Raw genomic sequence first — 16791 nt, 5'->3', positions numbered from 1 at the left:
TTTCAACAACCTTGTCAATAATTTTTTGCAGGTGCGCACAAAGCCTGTTGACAAGCGTTGTTAAGATGCATTACGTTTATATGTAATGTGGTTTTACAAATTTACAGGTGGGTCCGGCATCGTCCGACGCCCTGCGGCGACACGGGCATCGGCATGGCTCTAAAACAATTTTCCACCGGGTGCGGCGGATAACGGCACTGAAGGAGACGGAAACGATGTACGAGCAATTCAAGGCCAAGGCGGAGGGGGTCGGCGCGGAGGTCCACCGCTTCGGGGACCGGGAAGCGGCGCTGGCATTCATCCTGTCGTTCCTGCGGGAGGAAGGCGTTGCCGGCGACCCGCACGCCTGCGCCGTCTGGGCCGACAGCCCGTTCCTGAACGGCATGGACACCAAGCCGCTCACGGACGCCGGGCTGCGGTTCGACCTCGACCGCGACACGGCGGCCGACGCCCGCATCGGCATCACCCAGGCCGAGTGGGGGCTGGCCGATACCGGCTCCCTGGTGCAGGACCAGACCTCCGTGGAACAGCGCCTCGCCTCCTCCCTGACCGATATCCACATCGCCATCGTCCCCACCGGCGGCATCCTCCCCGACAAAACCGCCCTTTTGACCAGGATCGACCCCCGGACCAGCCGCTACATCGCCTTTATCACCGGGCCGAGCCGGACCGCCGACATCGAGCGGGTGCTGACCATCGGCGTTCACGGGCCGGAACGGCTCGTCGTCGTCTGCGTGGATGACATGGGAGGGGCGACCCGATGAAAAAGGAATTCAGGGAATCCATAGAGAGGGCCGTGGGGAACGCCACCCTCACCGGCGCGTTGGGGAAATTCTCCGAGGCCTACAAGGTCAACCGGGCCAAGGCCTACGAGGGGATCGACTTCGAGGCCCTGCGGAGCACCATTGCCGAGCGCAAGGCCCATGCCGCCGCCAACCTGGAGCTTTTGGCGGACACCTTCGCCCAAAACGCCGAGGCCCTGGGCGCCAGGGTCTTCCGCACCGACGACCCGGAAGAGGTAAAGGAATACATCCTGAAGGTGGCCCGCGACAATAACGTGAAAAGCGTGGTCAAGTCCAAGTCCATGGCCACGGAGGAGATCCACCTCAACGCCTGCCTGGAAAAGGCGGGCATCGCGGTGGGGGAGACCGACCTGGGGGAGTGGATCATCCAGCTTGCGGGACAGAAGCCCTCCCACATGGTCATGCCGGCCATCCACATGACCAAGGAGGAGGTGGCCGACCTTTTCAGCAAGGAGGTGGACGAACGTCTGGAGAACGACATCCCGCGCCTGGTCAAGGTGGCCCGCCGGGAGCTGCGCTCCAAGTTCCTCGCCGCCGACATGGGGATCTCGGGGGCGAACATCGCCGTGGCCGAGACCGGCAGCATCGTGATCGTCACCAACGAGGGGAACGCCCGGCTGGTCACCACCCTGCCCAAGGTCCACGTGGCCCTGGTGGGCATCGAAAAGCTGGTGGAGAAATTCGACGACACCGTGCCGATCCTGACGGCCCTGCCCCGCAGCGCCACGGCCCAACTGCTGACGAGCTACGTCTCCATCATCACCGGCCCCACGCCGGCCACCGACGGCGGCCTGAAGGAGTTGCACATCGTCCTCATGGACAACCGCCGGAGCGAGATGGCCCGCGACCCCAAGTTCAAGCAGGCGCTCCAGTGCATCCGCTGCGGTTCGTGCCTGAACGTCTGCCCCATCTTCCGCCTGGTGGGGGGCCACGTCTTCGGCAGCATCTACACCGGCGGCATCGGCACCATCCTCACCGCCTGGTTCGAGGAGTTGCAGAACTCCGAGGACATCCAGGGGCTGTGCATCCAGTGCGGCAACTGCAAGGAGGTCTGCCCCGGCAAGCTGGACATCCCGGAGATGATCATGGAGATCAGGCGGCGTCTGGTGATCGAAAAGGGGCAGCCCCTGGCCCAGAAGGCGATCTTCGGCATCGTCAACAACCGCTCGCTCTTCCACGGCATGCTGCGGGCCGCCTCCGTCGCGGGCAAGCCGTTCAGTTCGGGCGGCTTCATCCGCCACCTCCCCCTGTTCCTGTCGGACCTGACCGACGGCCGCAGCCTCCCGGCCATTGCCGCGGAGCCGTTCCGGGACCGGTTCCACAAGATCGAACAGCCCGCCGGCTGCCGGGAGACAGCCGTCTTCTTTGCCGGCTGCCTGATCGACTTCGCCTACCCGGAGATGGGGGAGGCGTTGATCAAGATCCTGAACAAGGCCGGCATCCGGGTCGCGTTCCCGGAGAAGCAGACCTGCTGCGGCGCCCCGGCCCGGTACAGCGGGGCCTACGAGGTGGCGGCCAAAAACGCCGTGGACAACATCCAGGCCCTGCTGGCGGACCGGGCGGAGTACGTGGTCTCCGCCTGCCCCACCTGCACCGTGGCCCTGGCCCACGAGTTCATGGATACCCTGGAGAGCGTGGGCCGGCGGGAGTTACTCCCCAAGGCACGGGAGCTGGCCGCAAAGACCATGGATTTCTCCACCCTGGTGAAGAAACTGGTGGACGAAGGGCGGCTCACGCTGAAGGAAGGGCAGGAACTCGGCGCGATCACCTACCACGACTCCTGCCACCTGAAACGGACCCTGCGGGCCACGGAGCCGCCGCGGGAACTGCTGCGCGGGGCGGGCTACGAGGTGAAGGAGATGTTCGAGTGCGACATGTGCTGCGGCATGGGCGGCTCCTACTCCATGAAGCTGCCGGAGATCTCGGCGCCGATCCTGAAAAGAAAGCTGCACAACATCAAGGAGACCGGCGCGCCCGTCGTAGCCATGGACTGCCCCGGCTGCGTCATGCAGATCAGGGGCGGGTTCGACCAGGACACGGCGGAGGTGCAGGTGAAGCACACGGTGGAGTTATTGGCGGATCTGGTGAAGGGGTAGCATCCTGGACAGCTGCCGCAGAGACGGGGAGAAAAGTTAAAGGGACAAAACCCGTGGAAGTTTTTTGTCTTTCGACGTTCTCCGTGGCTCCGGGACAAACGGTCCCGATGTTACGGGGCAGACCGTAACAAAACGTAACATCATGCGGCAAAAACCGTAAGAAAACGTAAGGTGGGAAGGTGTGGAGCGAAGGGAATCAATTCCCTTCGCTTTGTGCTTTCAGCGCTTCCATCTGGTAATGGGCGCGCAGGGCGTCGGCGATCTCGGCGATGTCCCCCGCCATGATGGAATCCAGGCGGTAGAGGGTCAGGCCGATACGGTGGTCGGTCATGCGCCCCTGGGGGAAGTTGTAGGTGCGGATGCGCTCGCTACGGTCGCCGGAACCGACCTGCTGCTTGCGGTCGGCGGCCAGTTTGGCGCTCTGTTCCTGGAGGATGGTGTCCAGGATGCGGGTCTTCAGGACCTTCATGGCCTTGGCCCGGTTCTTGATCTGGCTGCGTTCCTCCTGGCAGGCCACCACCGTGCCGGTGGGGAGGTGGGTGATGCGCACCGCAGAGTCGGTGGTGTTGACGTGCTGCCCGCCCGCGCCGGAAGAACGGTAGACGTCGATCTTCAGGTCATCGGGCCGAATGTCGATGTCCACGTCCTCTGCCTCGGGCATGATCGCCACGGTGCAGGCGCTGGTGTGGATGCGCCCCTGGGCCTCGGTCTCGGGCACGCGCTGCACCCGGTGGGTGCCGGACTCGTACTTGAGCTTGGCAAAGACCCCCTCGCCTTCCACGGAGGCGATGATTTCCTTGAAGCCGCCCCGCTCCGATTCGGAGGCCGAGATGGTCTCCACCTTCCAGCGGTTGGTGTCGGCAAAGCGTGAATACATGCGGAACAGATCCCCGGCGAACAGGGCGGACTCGTCGCCGCCGGTCCCGGCCCGGATCTCCAGGATGACGCTCTTGTTGTCGTTGGGGTCCTTGGGCAGCAGAAGCAGTTGGATATCGGCCTCCAATTGTTCCTTTTCCGCCTCCAGGCTCTTCAACTCCTCCTCGGCCATCTCCTTCATGTCCGCGTCGGACAACAGCTCCCGGTTCTCCTCGATCTCCTCCAGCACCTTGCGCCAGCGGCGGTAGGCCGCCACCAGCTGGCTCAGGTCGGCATGTTCCCGGGAGAGCTTGCGGAACTCCGGCTGATTGGAGATGACCGTGGGGTCGGACAGCAGCGCTTCCACTTCCTGGTAGCGCCGCTCAAGCTCTTCTATCTTGTCGAACATATTCAAAACCTCTTAGATTCTTACATCTGCCACGGAGACACAGAGACACAGAGAAAAGCTGGAGAGGTAAAACCAGACGGCGTGGCACGCCTTTGACGTTCTCCGTGTCTCTGTGTCTCTGTGGCAGGTTTTAATTTCAGCTTACACAACCAGGCGGTCGTCCGAGTACCCGGCATTTTCTTCCAGAGCCTCATTCATGGAGCGGATGGCCACTTCCAACTGCTGGTCGTCCGGCTCGCGGGTGGTCAGGCGCTGCAGGGCCAGTCCGGGGGTGATGATCATCTTCACCAGGGGGTGGCCGTCGTTCTTGGCGCTCCACTTGAGGAACTCGTAGGAGATGCCGGCGATGAGCGGCAGCAGCACGACACGCGAACCGGCCTTGAGGTAAAAGGGCCACAGCTTGGGGATGAGGGAGAACACGGCGATGCTCACCAGCATGACGATCAGGAGGAAACTGGTGCCGCAGCGGGGGTGCAGGCGGCTGTAGCGGCGCACGTTCTCCACGTTCAATTCCTCGCCGGCCTCGAAGGCGAAGATCGACTTATGCTCGGCGCCGTGATACTGGAAGACCCGCTGGATGTCGCCCATGCGGGAGATGCCCCAGATGTAGATCAGAAAGACCGCCACCCGGATCACACCGTCCACCAGGTTGAAGACGATGTTGTTGGTGCCGATGTACGGCGTCATCAGCTTGGTCAGGTAGAGCGGGAGCAGGAAGAACAGGCAGATGCCGAAGCCGAAGGCCACGGCCATGGTGCCGGCCATGGCCCACGAGGAAAGTTCCCCTTTCCCCTTGTCCTTGTCCCCCTCCTTCTCCTCCTCGGTCATGGCCTCGTTGGCGGAGAAGTTGAGCGCCTTGATGCCGATGATCAGCGAGCTGAACAGGGCCACCGCGCCGCGCACGATGGGGAGTTTGACCACCGGGTACCGTTCGGAGAGCGGCACGACCAACTCCCGCTTGACCACGATCTCGCCGTCGGGACGGCGCACGGCTATGGCCATGGAACGGGGCGCGCGCATCATGACGCCTTCAATAACCGCTTGGCCGCCTACATTTATCTTTTCCATAGAACCTTTCCTAAAACAAATCTGCCACGGAGACACAGAGACACAGAGAACACCTTGAAAAACATAACGGAAGTTAAAGATTCCGCTTTGCCACAGGGCCACAAAGATGCAAAGAAAAGCAGAGTGTCTCCTGCCTTTCGCCTTTCTCTGTGTACCTCTGAGTCTCTGTGTCTCTGTGGCAGATTTTAAGATTTTACCATTATTCCAGCGTGGCGAAGAATCCCCGCACCTCGGCGGTTTGGCCGCAGCAGAACTGCCCCTCCGGGCAGGGTCCTCCCACGCAGCCCGGTCCCGCCTCGCGGAAGATGATCGGGGCGATCTTCTTCACCAGCCGGAGCATCTCGATGCTCATTTCGCGAATCTCCCACTGGGCGCGCTGGCAGCAGCGCAAGGCAAAAAAGTGCAGCAGTTCGCGGGCGTTCATGGTCATGATGATCTTGGTCTCGGTGGCGTTGGGCAGGATATAGCGGGCGTCCTCGGGCGGGATCCCCATTTCCACCAGCTGGGCGTAAGCCTTGTGCACCGTCTCGGACATGAAGGCGAAGATCTGCCGCGCGTCGGCATTCTCCGCGATACTGTCCGGCATGATGGAAGTGAACTCATCCTTGTGGGACACGTAGCGTTGGGACTGCTGGGAGAAGGATGCTATGCGGTGGCGCACCAGTTGGTGGGTGGTCACCCGGGAGATCCCCTCCATGCCGAAGGTAAAGGAGATGTGCTCCAACACCGAATAATGTCCCAGCGCCATGATCTTGTTCAGAAACTTCTCGATGTCCGTGGCTTCAAGTTTGTGCCGCAGTTCGCCGATGGACGAGGGCGAATAGCAGAGCCGGGCCGCCAGGGCTACGGTCAGTTCGGGATTGGGAGTATGTTCGATCAGGGTAACATTCATGGTATCCCACTTATGGATTGTTGAAAAACAGCCATCTCGCCGCCATCCTCGAAGCCCCTTTCGTGCGGCGTAGCGCTGCTACGCCTCCTCAGGGCCTTCTGCGGGTGCGACGATCTGACTATTTTTGAACAACCTGGATTCATTGACACGCCAGGATACAAAAAAGGGGATTTGCCTGACGACAAGATCCCCTCAATGCATTGAGCCGATGGTGGACTAAAGCTGGCCGTAACGTTTCTTGAAGCGCTCGACGCGACCGGCGGTATCGATCAACTTCTGCTTGCCGGTGAAGAAGGGGTGGCATGCGGAGCAGATTTCGGTGTTGATCTCCTTGTTGGTGGAGCGGGTCAGGAACGTGTTGCCGCACAGGCACTTCACGGTCACCTCGGAATACATTGGGTGGATACCTTCTTTCATCTTCTCTTCCTCCTAATAAATACTGCTCGGTCTCTGTATAAAAATGGATGTCGTCGGTGAGGCCCGGTCGCAAACTATAATCGTAATGATTCGAATTAATTTTTGCAACACTTTTTTCCCGTTTCCGATTCGGAAAGGAGAGCTTTTTCGTCCAGGCAAGGAAATCGAGGGGTTGCAAGGAGGCGTACATCAGTACGCCGCACGAAGCAAGCTCGAAGATTGACGCCGCATGGGCGGAAAAGAACCCTTTCCGGGCGGAAACTATTTGCTCATGGAGTCCAGAAAGTCCTGGTTGCTCTTGGTCTCCGATAGTTTGTCCAGCAAAAACTCCATGCTGTCCACCACGTTCATGGGGTGCAGAACCTTGCGCAGTATCCAGGTGCGGTGGAGAGCGCTCTTCTCGATCAGCAATTCTTCCTTGCGGGTGCCGGACTTGTTGATGTCGATGGCCGGGAAGGTGCGTTTCTCCACCAGTTTGCGGTCCAGGTGCAGTTCCATGTTGCCGGTGCCCTTGAACTCCTCGAAGATGACCTCGTCCATCTTGCTGCCGGTGTCCACAAGGGCCGTGGCGATGATGGTCAGGGAGCCGCCCTCCTCGATATTGCGGGCCGCGCCGAAGAAACGCTTGGGTTTGTGCAGTGCGTTGGAGTCCACGCCGCCGGACAGGATTTTGCCGGAGGGAGGGATAACGGTGTTGTAGGCACGGGCCAGACGGGTAATGGAGTCCAGCAGGATGACCACGTCGCGCTTGTGCTCCACCAGACGCTTGGCCTTCTCAATAACCATCTCGGCCACCTGGACGTGGCGCGTGGCCGGTTCGTCGAAGGTGGAGGAGACCACTTCGCCGTTGACCGAGCGCTGCATGTCGGTCACCTCCTCCGGGCGTTCGTCGATCAGAAGGACGATCAGGTACACCTCGGGGTGGTTGGTGGCGATGGAATTGGCGATGTTCTGGATCAGCATGGTCTTGCCGGTGCGAGGCGGGGCCACGATCAGGCCACGCTGTCCCTTGCCGATGGGCGCCACCAGTTCCACGACCCGCATGGGAAGGTTGTCGCCGGCGGTTTCCAGCTTGAGCTTCTCGTCGGGATAGAGCGGGGTGAGGTTATCGAACAGGATCTTGTCCCGGGCGACTTCGGGGGGTTCGAAGTTGACCGTTTCCACCTTGAGCAGGGCGAAATAGCGCTCCCCCTCCTTGGGGGGGCGGATCTGGCCGGAAACCGTGTCGCCGGTGCGCAGGTTGAAGCGCCGAATCTGGCTGGGAGAGACGTAGATATCGTCCGGACCCGGCAGGTAGTTGTAGTCCGTGGCACGCAGAAAGCCGAAACCGTCCTGCAGGGTTTCCAGAACCCCCTCGCCGAAGATCATACCGTTTTGCTCGGTCTGGGCGTTAAGAATGGCAAAGATCAAGTCCTGCTTGCGCAGGCTGGACGCCCCCTCGATGTTGAGATCACGGGCAATGGCGTTGAGCTCGTTAATCTTTTTGCCTTTAAGTTCCTGTAAATTCATCGGTTCTCCTGCGTGTGGCGCGACACGTGCGTGCGGCTGTGGGGTAATGTGGGGTTCAATGGGTTCCGGGGATTTTCATAATGCGTAATTGGCGCCAATGGAAAAATTGACCTCAAAAGCGGCTTTGGAAGGAACGTGCCAGGGCAGGAAACTTCCTACATAATTAAATAGATTCATTAAATTGACTAAGGATTCGCTCGGAGATTCGCACAATTTTCTTACGTAACGGAGATTTGTTTATATATAATGAGGTCTGAGTTTTCTTCTTATTTGGAAAAGTTGGTTGAGGTGTATAAAAACGTTAGCCTTAAATTCTCGACCTTGTCAACAAAAAATAATCTTGAATCCGCTTATTTCTCCGTTAATTGTCTTGACCATAACGCGCGGGGGGCGCTATAAATCAGCTCATTATCCGTGTCTGAAGCCCTCTGCGCGAGGATTACCGCACTATGAGCCCCCTTGAACTGGCACTGATCGCAGCCCTGTTCTGCCTTGTTTCCGGCATCCCGGCTCTGTGGCCCCACATACCGCTTTTCACCGGCCGCAGGATCTCGTGCGGCCTCATGGTTGCCGGTGCACTGGCCGGCCTGGCCGCCGCCCTGAACGTCCTCCTTGCAGGCGCCAGGGGAGGCGCCTGCGAGATGGCGTGGCGTTTCCCCATGGGGGAGATCGCTTTCCGCCTCGACCCTCTTTCGGCATTCTTCCTCATCCCCCTGTTTATCGTCTCCACCTGCATCTCGCTTTACGGCTGCGGCTACTGTTCCACCACGCCGGAAAACCGAGGCGAGTCGTTGTTGACCTTCTATTTCGGCGCGACCGCGGCAGCCATCGTCATGCTGCTCCTCGCCGCCAACGGCATTACCCTCCTGCTCTTCTGGGAGGCCATGGCCCTGGGCACCTTCCTGGCCATCTGTCTGGAGCACAACAAACCGGAGGTCCTGCGGGCGGGCCTCCACTACCTCGTGGCCAGTCACGCGACGACTATATCCCTGTTCGCCCTCGTCGCCCTGCTTCCCCGTACCGCCGGGTCCCTGTTTCCCGCGGCCGGATCGCTCGATCCGACCACCCTCCCGGCCACGGCGATCTTTGCCATCACTCTTGTGGGCTTCGGCATCAAGGCCGGCATCATGCCGCTCCATGTCTGGCTCCCCGGAGCCCATGCCAACGCCCCGAGCAACATCTCGGCGCTCATGTCGGGCATCGTTCTCAAACTGGGTATCTACGGCCTGATCCGGGTGCTCTCCTTCTTTGCCTCCCCCCCCCTCTGGTGGGGATTGCTCTTCCTCTGCCTGGGGATCGTTTCCGCCGTCGCCGGGGTCCTCTTCGCCATCGGCCAGCACGATATCAAGCGCCTGTTGGCCTACCACAGCATCGAGAACATCGGTATCATCGTCATGGCCATGGGAGTCGCCCTGTGCGGCCTTGCCACCGGCAACCGCATCCTGTTCGTCCTCGGCCAGGCGGCCGCCCTGCTGCATGTGATCAACCACGCCCTGTTCAAGTCCCTGCTGTTCCTGGGGGCCGGCATTGTCGTGCATGGCACCGGCACCCGCAACATCGACCGCATGGGGGGATTGGCGCGGGCGCTGCCCGTCACCTCGGCGGCCTTCCTTGCCGGCAGTGTGGCTATCTGCGGCCTGCCACCCCTGAACGGCTTTGTCAGCGAATTCCTCCTCTACCTCGGCATGTTCACGGGGTTCGACACCTCCCCCGGCAGCACCGCCGCCTTCCTGGCCCTGGCCGTACCGGCGCTGGCCCTCACCGGCGGCCTGGCCCTGGCCTGCTTCGTCAAGGTCTACGGCACGGTCTTTCTCGGGATGCCCAGGACCCCCCTGCCGCACCACCGCGAGCACCCGGCCACAACCACCGCCATGGCCTGCCTGGCCGCCTGTTGCCTCCTGATCGGGGTGCTGCCGTTCGGCGTTACCCGAATCCTGGAGCCGGTCATCGCCGCCTGCTTCCCGCAACGGGACGCGCTCCTCCCCTCGATCCAGACTACCGCCAACCTGGCCGGGCTGAGCATGGCGGCGGCAATCCTGATCCTGGCCATCTGCCTCTTGGCGGCCTTCTATATCAACCGCCTCAAATCACAGCCCGTGGAGGAGACGGGCACCTGGGACTGCGGCTATGCCGCCCCCACCACCTCCATGCAATACAGCGCTTCATCCCTCGCCGCCACCCTGGTCGGCATCTTCGGCGCAATCCTGCGCCCCGAACGCCACGAACCGGCCACCAACAGTCTTTTCCCCGGCCCTGGCCGTTTCGAGTCCCACATCCCGGAGGTGGTGCTCGACAAAGGGCTCCTGCCATTCTTAAGCGCCGTGGACCGGCACCTGGGCCGTATCCGCAGGCTCCAGAACGGCCAGTTGAACCACTACATACTCTACATCTTCATAGCATTGCTCGTTGCCCTGGCATTATCCTGTTTTTATTGACCCTTGCACGGATTTGGCTCCACATGAATGTGTTCATAACGGCACCGGATTGTTTTGATGCTCCTCCTTGACCAACATCTTTATACCTGCTATTTTAGCGGTTCTTTTTAATCTTTTCCCCTTCTGGAGGCATAATCGTGACATTTCAGGATCTTATCCTCTCCCTGCAAGGTTACTGGGCCAAGCAGGGATGCGTCATCCAGCAGCCCTATGACACGGAAAAAGGCGCCGGAACCTTCAACCCGGCCACCTTCCTGCGCGTCCTGGGTCCCGAACCATGGAAGGTGGCCTACGTGGAGCCCTCGCGCCGGCCGACCGACGGGCGCTACGGAGAAAACCCCAACCGCCTGCAACACTACTACCAGTTCCAGGTGATCCTGAAACCTTCTCCCCTCAACATCCTCGACCTGTATCTGGACTCCCTGCGGGCCTTTGGCCTCGACCCCAGCAAGCACGACATCCGCTTCGTGGAGGACGACTGGGAGTCGCCGACCCTGGGAGCCTGGGGCCTGGGGTGGGAAGTCTGGCTGGACGGCATGGAGATCACCCAGTTCACCTATTTCCAGCAGGCCGGCGGTATCGACCTCAAACCGGTTTCAGGCGAGATCACCTACGGCTGCGAGCGGATCGCCATGTACCTGCAAGGTGTGGACAACGTCTACGATCTGGAGTGGACCAAAGGGGTGAAGTACGGCGACATTCACCACGAGAGCGAGGTGGAGTTTTCCCGCTATAACTTCGAGGAGGCGGATGTGCCGCTCCTTCTGGAACTGTTCACCAAGTACGAACAGGAGTGTATCCGCCTAGCGGCAAAAGAACTGGTCCTGCCGGCCTACGACTTTGTCATGAAATGCTCCCACACCTTTAACCTGCTGGATGCCCGCGGCGCCATCTCGGTTACCGAGCGCGCCTCCTACATCGGCCGGGTCCGTAACGTGGCCCGCATCTGCGCGGAAGAATACCTGCGCATGCGTGAGCGTCTCGGATTCCCGCTCCTGAAAGGAGGTGCCGCCTGATGAGCACCAAGGAACTGTTTCTCGAGATCGGCACCGAAGAGATCCCGGCCGGTTTCATTCCCCGGGCTCTGGCCGAGATGGAGGCCATGATCGGCCGGGAGTTGACCAACGCCCGTCTCACCTTTGGCATGGTGCAGACCCTGGCCACGCCGCGCCGTCTGGCGCTGGTGGTCAAGGACATACCGGCCGTACAGCCGGACGCCGAGATCACCGCCACCGGCCCCTCCGTGAAGGCGGCATACGACGCCCTTGGCAAACCGACCAGGGCGGCTGAAGGTTTTGCCAAGGGGCAAGGAGTGGAGGTCTCGGAACTTACGACCGTCACCACCGAGAAGGGTGAGTACCTGGCGGTGACCAAAAAGGCGACCGGCCGGCCGACCCACGAGCTTTTGTCCGAAATCCTGCCGAAACTGATCGCCGACATCCCCTTCAAGAAATCCATGCGCTGGGGCGATCTGGACGTGCGCTTTGCCCGGCCGATCCACTGGATCGTGGCTCTGTTCGACGGCATCGTCGTGCCCTTTTCCTTCGGCACGGTGGAGAGCGGCACCATGTCCCGCGGCCACCGCTTCATGGCCAACACCACCTTTCCGGTGAACAGCTTTGCCCACTATCTGGAGGAATGCGAACGGCATTTCGTCATCCCGAACCCGGAAAAACGCAAGGAGATCATCCGCCGCGAAACGCACCGGGTGGCCAAGGCCGCCGGCGGCCACCTCCTGCCGGACGAGGAATTGCTGGACCAGATCGTCTTCCTGGCCGAGTACCCCAGCGCCGTGCACGGCACCTTTTCCCCCGAGTTCCTCAAGGTGCCCAAGGAGGTGTTGATCACTTCCATGCGCAGCCACCAGCGCTACTTCTCCATCGTGGACGACAACGGCAAGCTGTTGCCCGGCTTCATCACCATTAACAACACCCTGACCGACGACCCCTCGGTAGTGGTCAAGGGTAACGAGCGGGTCCTGCGCGCCCGGCTCTCCGACGCCCGCTTCTTCTTCGAGGAAGACCAGAAGGTCAAGCTGGACGACCGGGTGGAAGCCCTCAAAAAGGTGGTCTACCAGCAAAAACTGGGTACATCCTATGAGAAGATGGAGCGCTTCCGCGCTCTGGCCCAGGGGCTGGCGGAAAAACTTAACCCGGCGGTCGCGGGGCAGACGGTGCGCGCCGCATGGCTCTGCAAGGCCGACTTGGTAAGCGGCATGGTGGGAGAGTTTCCCGAGGTCCAGGGGATCATGGGGCGTGAATATGCCCTGCTGGAAGGGGAAGAGCAGGCGGTGGCCAATGCCATTGCCGAACACTACCTGCCGACCCAGGCCGGCGGCGAACTGCCCGCCTCGGACATTGGCGCTTTCGTCTCCCTTGCCGACAAATTGGATACGATCTGCGGCTGTTTCAGCGTTGGCCTGATTCCCACCGGCGCCGCCGATCCCTACGCCCTTCGGCGCGCCACCATCGGCATCATCGCCACGATCCTGGACAAAGGCTACCGCCTGTCCCTGACCGCCCTGATCGATCAGGCGCTGGTCCTTCTGGCCGCCAAACTGACGCGCCCCAAAGAACAGGCCATGTCCGAGATCAGGGAGTTTTTCCGCGGCCGCTTCGTTAACCTGTTGGGCAACGATTATCCCGCCGACGTCATCGAGGCGGCGGTGTCGGCAGGCTTCGACGACCTCGTCCAGGTCCGTGCCCGTATCGCGTCCCTGGCGAAATTCAAGTCCCATCCCGATTTCGAGCCACTGACTGTGGCCTTCAAGCGAGTCGGCAACATCATCAAGGAAGGCCTGGATGCACCGGTCGATCCGGCCCTGTTCCAGGACAGCGCGGAAAACGGCCTGTACGAGGCCTTCCAGACAGTGAAAAACTCTGTCGATGGGAGCATTGCCGACGGCCAATGGCAGGCGGCCCTGACCGGGATCGCCACCCTGCGCGGTCCCATCGACACCTTCTTCGACAAGGTCATGGTCATGGCCGAGGACGAACGGGTGCGTGCCAACCGTCTGGCCCTGTTGACGGCCATTGCCCGCATGTTCGGACAGGTTGCCGATTTTTCCCGTATCGCCTAGTTGATTCGGAAAGGTTCTGGAAAAACTATAGGGTTCTATAGGACTAATGAGACCTATAGGACCTATAAAAATCCTATGAGTCCCATGAGTCCCATAGGTCCCATGAGCAGTCCATACCGGCACCGTCGCCAGTAAATACGCGTTGAACACTGCAATCATCCAAAGGAGTTTGCCCACATGTCATTCATTGTACGCGTCATCATCGGCAACACCCTTGTAATCCTGCTGGGCGTCACGGCCATGGTCACCCTGAATGCCGGAAACGAGTTATGGATCGACATCCTCATCGGCCTGGCCATGCTGGCCGCCACATCGGCGCTCCTCGGTGTCATCAGCAGCCGCACCTTCAAACCGCTGGCCGGCTTGGTGGCCGCCCTTGAAAAAGCCGCCGGCGGCGACCTTTCGGTACGCGTGGACGTCGCTGGTAATGGCGAGTTGGGACGCCTCGCCGTTGCCTTCAACAGCATGATGAACGACATGAACAAGGCCATGCGGCAGTTCTTTTCCGTGGCGGACCTGGTCCGCGATTCGGTGGAACTGGTAAGTTCCACGACAAACTCCATGGCCCTGGCGGCCGAGGATGTGGCCCTGCAGGCCGGTACCATTGCCACCGCCAGCGAGGAGATGTCGGCCACGTCGGGGGATATCGCCCGCAACTGCCTGTTTGCCGCCGAGAATGCCCAGAAGGCCACCGACCAGACCCACAGCGGCGCCCAACTCGTTCAGAACAGCGCACGGCTGATGGACAACATCGCCCAGCGGGTCAACGAGTCGTCCAAAACCGTCGAGGGGTTGGGACAACGCTCGGACCAGATCGGCGCCATCGTCAACACCATCCAGGATATCGCAGATCAGACCAACCTGCTGGCGCTGAACGCCGCCATCGAGGCGGCCCGGGCCGGAGAGCAGGGACGCGGCTTCGCCGTGGTGGCCGACGAGGTGCGGGCCCTGGCCGAACGCACCACCAAGGCGACCAAAGAGATCAGCACCATGATCAAGTCCATCCAGGACGAGACCCTGACCGCTGTCGGCTCCATGTCCGAAGGGGTCGGCGAGGTGAAGCGCGGTACCGCCGAAACCGCCCGTTCCGGGGAGGCGCTGGAAGACATCCTCAACAAGATCAACGAATTGACCATGCAGGTCAGCCAGATCGCCACCGCCGCCGAAGAACAGACCGCCACTACCCATGAGATCACCAACAACATCCAGATGATCACCGACGTGGTCAACCTCAACGTGGAGAACGCCCGGAGCACCACCGACGCCACCGGCAAGCTGGCTGAACAGGTGGATGAACTGCACAAACTCGTCGGCCACTTCCGCCTCGCCAAAGTTCTGGAGTGGGACGAGAGCTTCGCTACCGGGATCAACCTGTTCGACCAGCAGCATCGGAAGCTGTTCGACATGGTCAACGAATTGCACGACGCCATGCAGCAAAAACGGAGCAAGGAGGCCATAGGCTCGATCCTCGGCCGCCTGATCGAGTACACCGCATCCCATTTCGGAGCTGAGGAAGAAGCCTTCCGCAAATCCGGTTACCCCGAGGAGACCCAGCACAAGCAGCACCACACCAAACTCGTGGAACAGGTGCTGGACCTGCAACGGAAATTCAATGCCGGTGAGGCGCTCCTGACCCAGGACGTGATCGCCTTCCTCCAGGACTGGCTGATTAACCACATCAAGGGTGTCGACAAGAAGTACGGTCCCCACCTCTCGGCGAGCGGAATAAAATGATAGCGATCATCGACTACGGGATGGGCAACCTCCGTTCCGTCCAGAAAGGTTTCGAAAAGGTCGGCTTCGAAGCGGTCGTCACCGCCGACCCCCGCGTGGTGTCGGAGGCCGACAAGATTGTCCTGCCGGGGGTTGGCGCATTTCGCGACTGCATGCGCAATCTGGAGACAGCCGGCTTTGTGGAGCCGATCCTGACGGTCATCGCTCAGGGGCGTCCCTTCCTGGGGATTTGCGTCGGCATGCAATTGCTCTTCACCGACAGCATTGAATTCGGTCTCTACAGCGGCCTTGGGGTGATCCCCGGCCATGTGCTGCGCTTCCCTGAAGGCATGCAGGAGGAGGGCGAAGAGCTCAAGGTGCCGCAGATGGGCTGGAACCAACTCTCCTTCAAGCGGCGTCCACCCGCTTTCGAGGGGATTGCCGACAATGCCAACGTCTACTTTGTGCACTCCTACTACGTGAAGCCGGACGACGACGGCGTCATCGCCACCACCACCGACTACGGCATCCAGTTCTGCTCCGCCGTATGGAAAGACAACATCGTCGCCACCCAGTTCCACCCGGAAAAGTCCCAGGACGTGGGATTGCGGATACTGCAAAACTTCGCAGCGATGAAGGATTAAAGACGAGAATCTTTGAATCTGCCACAGAGACACAGAGACACGGAGAAAGGCAAGAGAGAAAAACCAAACCGTTTGTATGGTTTTCTCTGTGAACCTCTGTGTCTCTGTGGCAGATGTTTAGCCTATAAGAAAGGTACCCATGATCGTCATACCCGCCATTGATCTGAAGGAAGGAAAATGCGTCCGCCTCGAACAGGGGCTGATGGACAAGGATACGGTCTTCAACGACGACCCTGCCGCCCAGGCCCTGGAGTGGCAACGCCAGGGGGCCGAGTTGCTGCACATCGTGGACCTGGACGGCGCTTTTGCCGGCGAACCGAAGAACAAGTCGGCCATCGAAGCCATCCTGGGGGCAATCTCCATCCCGGCCCAACTGGGGGGCGGCATCCGCGACCTGGCTACCATCGAAGCCTACCTGGCCTTGGGGCTGTCCCGGGTGATCATCGGCACGGCCGCCCAGCGTAACCCGGATCTGGTGAAGGAGGCCTGTACCCGTTTCCCCGGCCAAATCGTCGTGGGTATCGATGCCAAAGACGGTATGGTGGCGGTCCAGGGGTGGGCCGAGGTGACCGATATCAGCGCCGCTGACCTGGCCCGAAAATTCGAGGGGTTCGGGGTGTCGGCCATTATCTACACCGATATCAGCCGCGACGGCATGCTCCAGGGGCCCAACCTGGAAGCCACCAGAGCTCTGGCCGAAGCCGTCGCCATCCCGGTGATCGCCTCGGGCGGGGTATCCCGCCTGGAGGATATCGAAAATCTCATGGCCATCGAGAAAAGCGGTGTTACCGGCGTCATTACCGGCAAGGCGGTGTACACCGGCGCCATCAAACTGGCCGAGGCGATCGCCCTGACCAAAGGAAACGTGTGA

The 16791-nt window shown here is 60.8% G+C and carries 13 protein-coding genes; 8 read left to right on the top strand and 5 right to left on the bottom strand.

Annotation, left to right across the window (positions count from 1 at the left end; genetic code table 11):
• Positions 1 to 215: 215 nt before the first annotated feature.
• Together LDN12_RS16750 and ldhH are read left to right on the top strand one after the other, a co-directional pair.
• Positions 216 to 764 carry a lactate utilization protein gene (locus tag LDN12_RS16750; RefSeq protein WP_223923791.1) on the top strand — a complete coding sequence of 183 codons (549 nt, stop codon included), beginning with the start codon at positions 216 to 218 and terminating at the stop codon, positions 762 to 764.
• Positions 761 to 2899, top strand: a complete 2139-nt coding sequence (gene ldhH, locus LDN12_RS16745; protein WP_223923790.1) for an L-lactate dehydrogenase (quinone) large subunit LdhH — start codon at positions 761 to 763, stop codon at positions 2897 to 2899. The genes LDN12_RS16750 and ldhH overlap by 4 nt, the downstream gene beginning before the upstream one ends.
• A 196-nt stretch (positions 2900 to 3095) precedes the next feature.
• Here ldhH and prfA read toward each other — a convergent pair whose 3' ends face one another.
• The 5 genes from prfA to rho all read right to left on the bottom strand — a co-directional run bounded on the left by prfA (position 3096) and on the right by rho (position 8049).
• Positions 3096 to 4163 (bottom strand): peptide chain release factor 1, encoded by a 1068-nt coding sequence (gene prfA / locus LDN12_RS16740; RefSeq protein WP_223923789.1) that lies wholly within the window; start codon positions 4161 to 4163, stop codon positions 3096 to 3098.
• Between the two features lie 141 nt (positions 4164 to 4304).
• Complete coding sequence (locus LDN12_RS16735) at positions 4305 to 5231, bottom strand: DUF1385 domain-containing protein (RefSeq protein ID WP_223923788.1); 927 nt, start codon at positions 5229 to 5231, stop codon at positions 4305 to 4307.
• Between the two features lie 199 nt (positions 5232 to 5430).
• Positions 5431 to 6123 (bottom strand): FAD-dependent thymidylate synthase, encoded by a 693-nt coding sequence (thyX, locus tag LDN12_RS16730; protein ID WP_223923787.1) that lies wholly within the window; start codon positions 6121 to 6123, stop codon positions 5431 to 5433.
• A 216-nt stretch (positions 6124 to 6339) separates the two neighbouring features.
• Entirely contained in the window at positions 6340 to 6540 is a 201-nt protein-coding gene (gene rpmE / locus LDN12_RS16725; protein ID WP_223923786.1) for a 50S ribosomal protein L31, read from the bottom strand.
• Between the two features lie 261 nt (positions 6541 to 6801).
• A complete protein-coding gene (gene rho, locus LDN12_RS16720) occupies positions 6802 to 8049 on the bottom strand; it encodes a transcription termination factor Rho (RefSeq protein ID WP_223923785.1) in 1248 nt (415 codons plus the stop codon).
• 449 nt (positions 8050 to 8498) lie between these two features.
• Between rho and LDN12_RS16715 the strand changes: the two genes are divergently transcribed.
• From LDN12_RS16715 to hisA, 6 genes are all read left to right on the top strand, one after another.
• Positions 8499 to 10484 carry a proton-conducting transporter membrane subunit gene (locus LDN12_RS16715; protein WP_223923784.1) on the top strand — a complete coding sequence of 662 codons (1986 nt, stop codon included), beginning with the start codon at positions 8499 to 8501 and terminating at the stop codon, positions 10482 to 10484.
• A gap of 137 nt (positions 10485 to 10621) precedes the next feature.
• Positions 10622 to 11500: a glycine--tRNA ligase subunit alpha gene (gene glyQ / locus LDN12_RS16710; protein WP_223923783.1), complete on the top strand. Its 879-nt coding sequence runs from the start codon at positions 10622 to 10624 to the stop codon at positions 11498 to 11500.
• The gene (gene glyS / locus LDN12_RS16705; protein WP_223923782.1) at positions 11500 to 13563 is read left to right on the top strand and encodes a glycine--tRNA ligase subunit beta; all 2064 of its coding nucleotides are present in this window, start codon (positions 11500 to 11502) and stop codon (positions 13561 to 13563) included. The genes glyQ and glyS overlap by 1 nt, the downstream gene beginning before the upstream one ends.
• A 177-nt stretch (positions 13564 to 13740) precedes the next feature.
• Positions 13741 to 15297: a bacteriohemerythrin gene (locus tag LDN12_RS16700; RefSeq protein WP_223923781.1), complete on the top strand. Its 1557-nt coding sequence runs from the start codon at positions 13741 to 13743 to the stop codon at positions 15295 to 15297.
• A complete protein-coding gene (gene hisH / locus LDN12_RS16695) occupies positions 15294 to 15920 on the top strand; it encodes an imidazole glycerol phosphate synthase subunit HisH (RefSeq protein ID WP_223923780.1) in 627 nt (208 codons plus the stop codon). The genes LDN12_RS16700 and hisH overlap by 4 nt, the downstream gene beginning before the upstream one ends.
• 139 nt (positions 15921 to 16059) lie before the next feature.
• Entirely contained in the window at positions 16060 to 16791 is a 732-nt protein-coding gene (hisA, locus tag LDN12_RS16690) for a 1-(5-phosphoribosyl)-5-[(5-phosphoribosylamino)methylideneamino]imidazole-4-carboxamide isomerase (RefSeq protein ID WP_223923779.1), read from the top strand.

Origin of the sequence: Geobacter sp. AOG2, assembly GCF_019972295.1 — a bacterium.
Taxonomy (GTDB): domain Bacteria; phylum Desulfobacterota; class Desulfuromonadia; order Geobacterales; family Pseudopelobacteraceae; genus Oryzomonas.
Note: the sequence above shows the minus strand (reverse complement) of the source record. Positions and strands in the feature narration are given on the sequence as shown.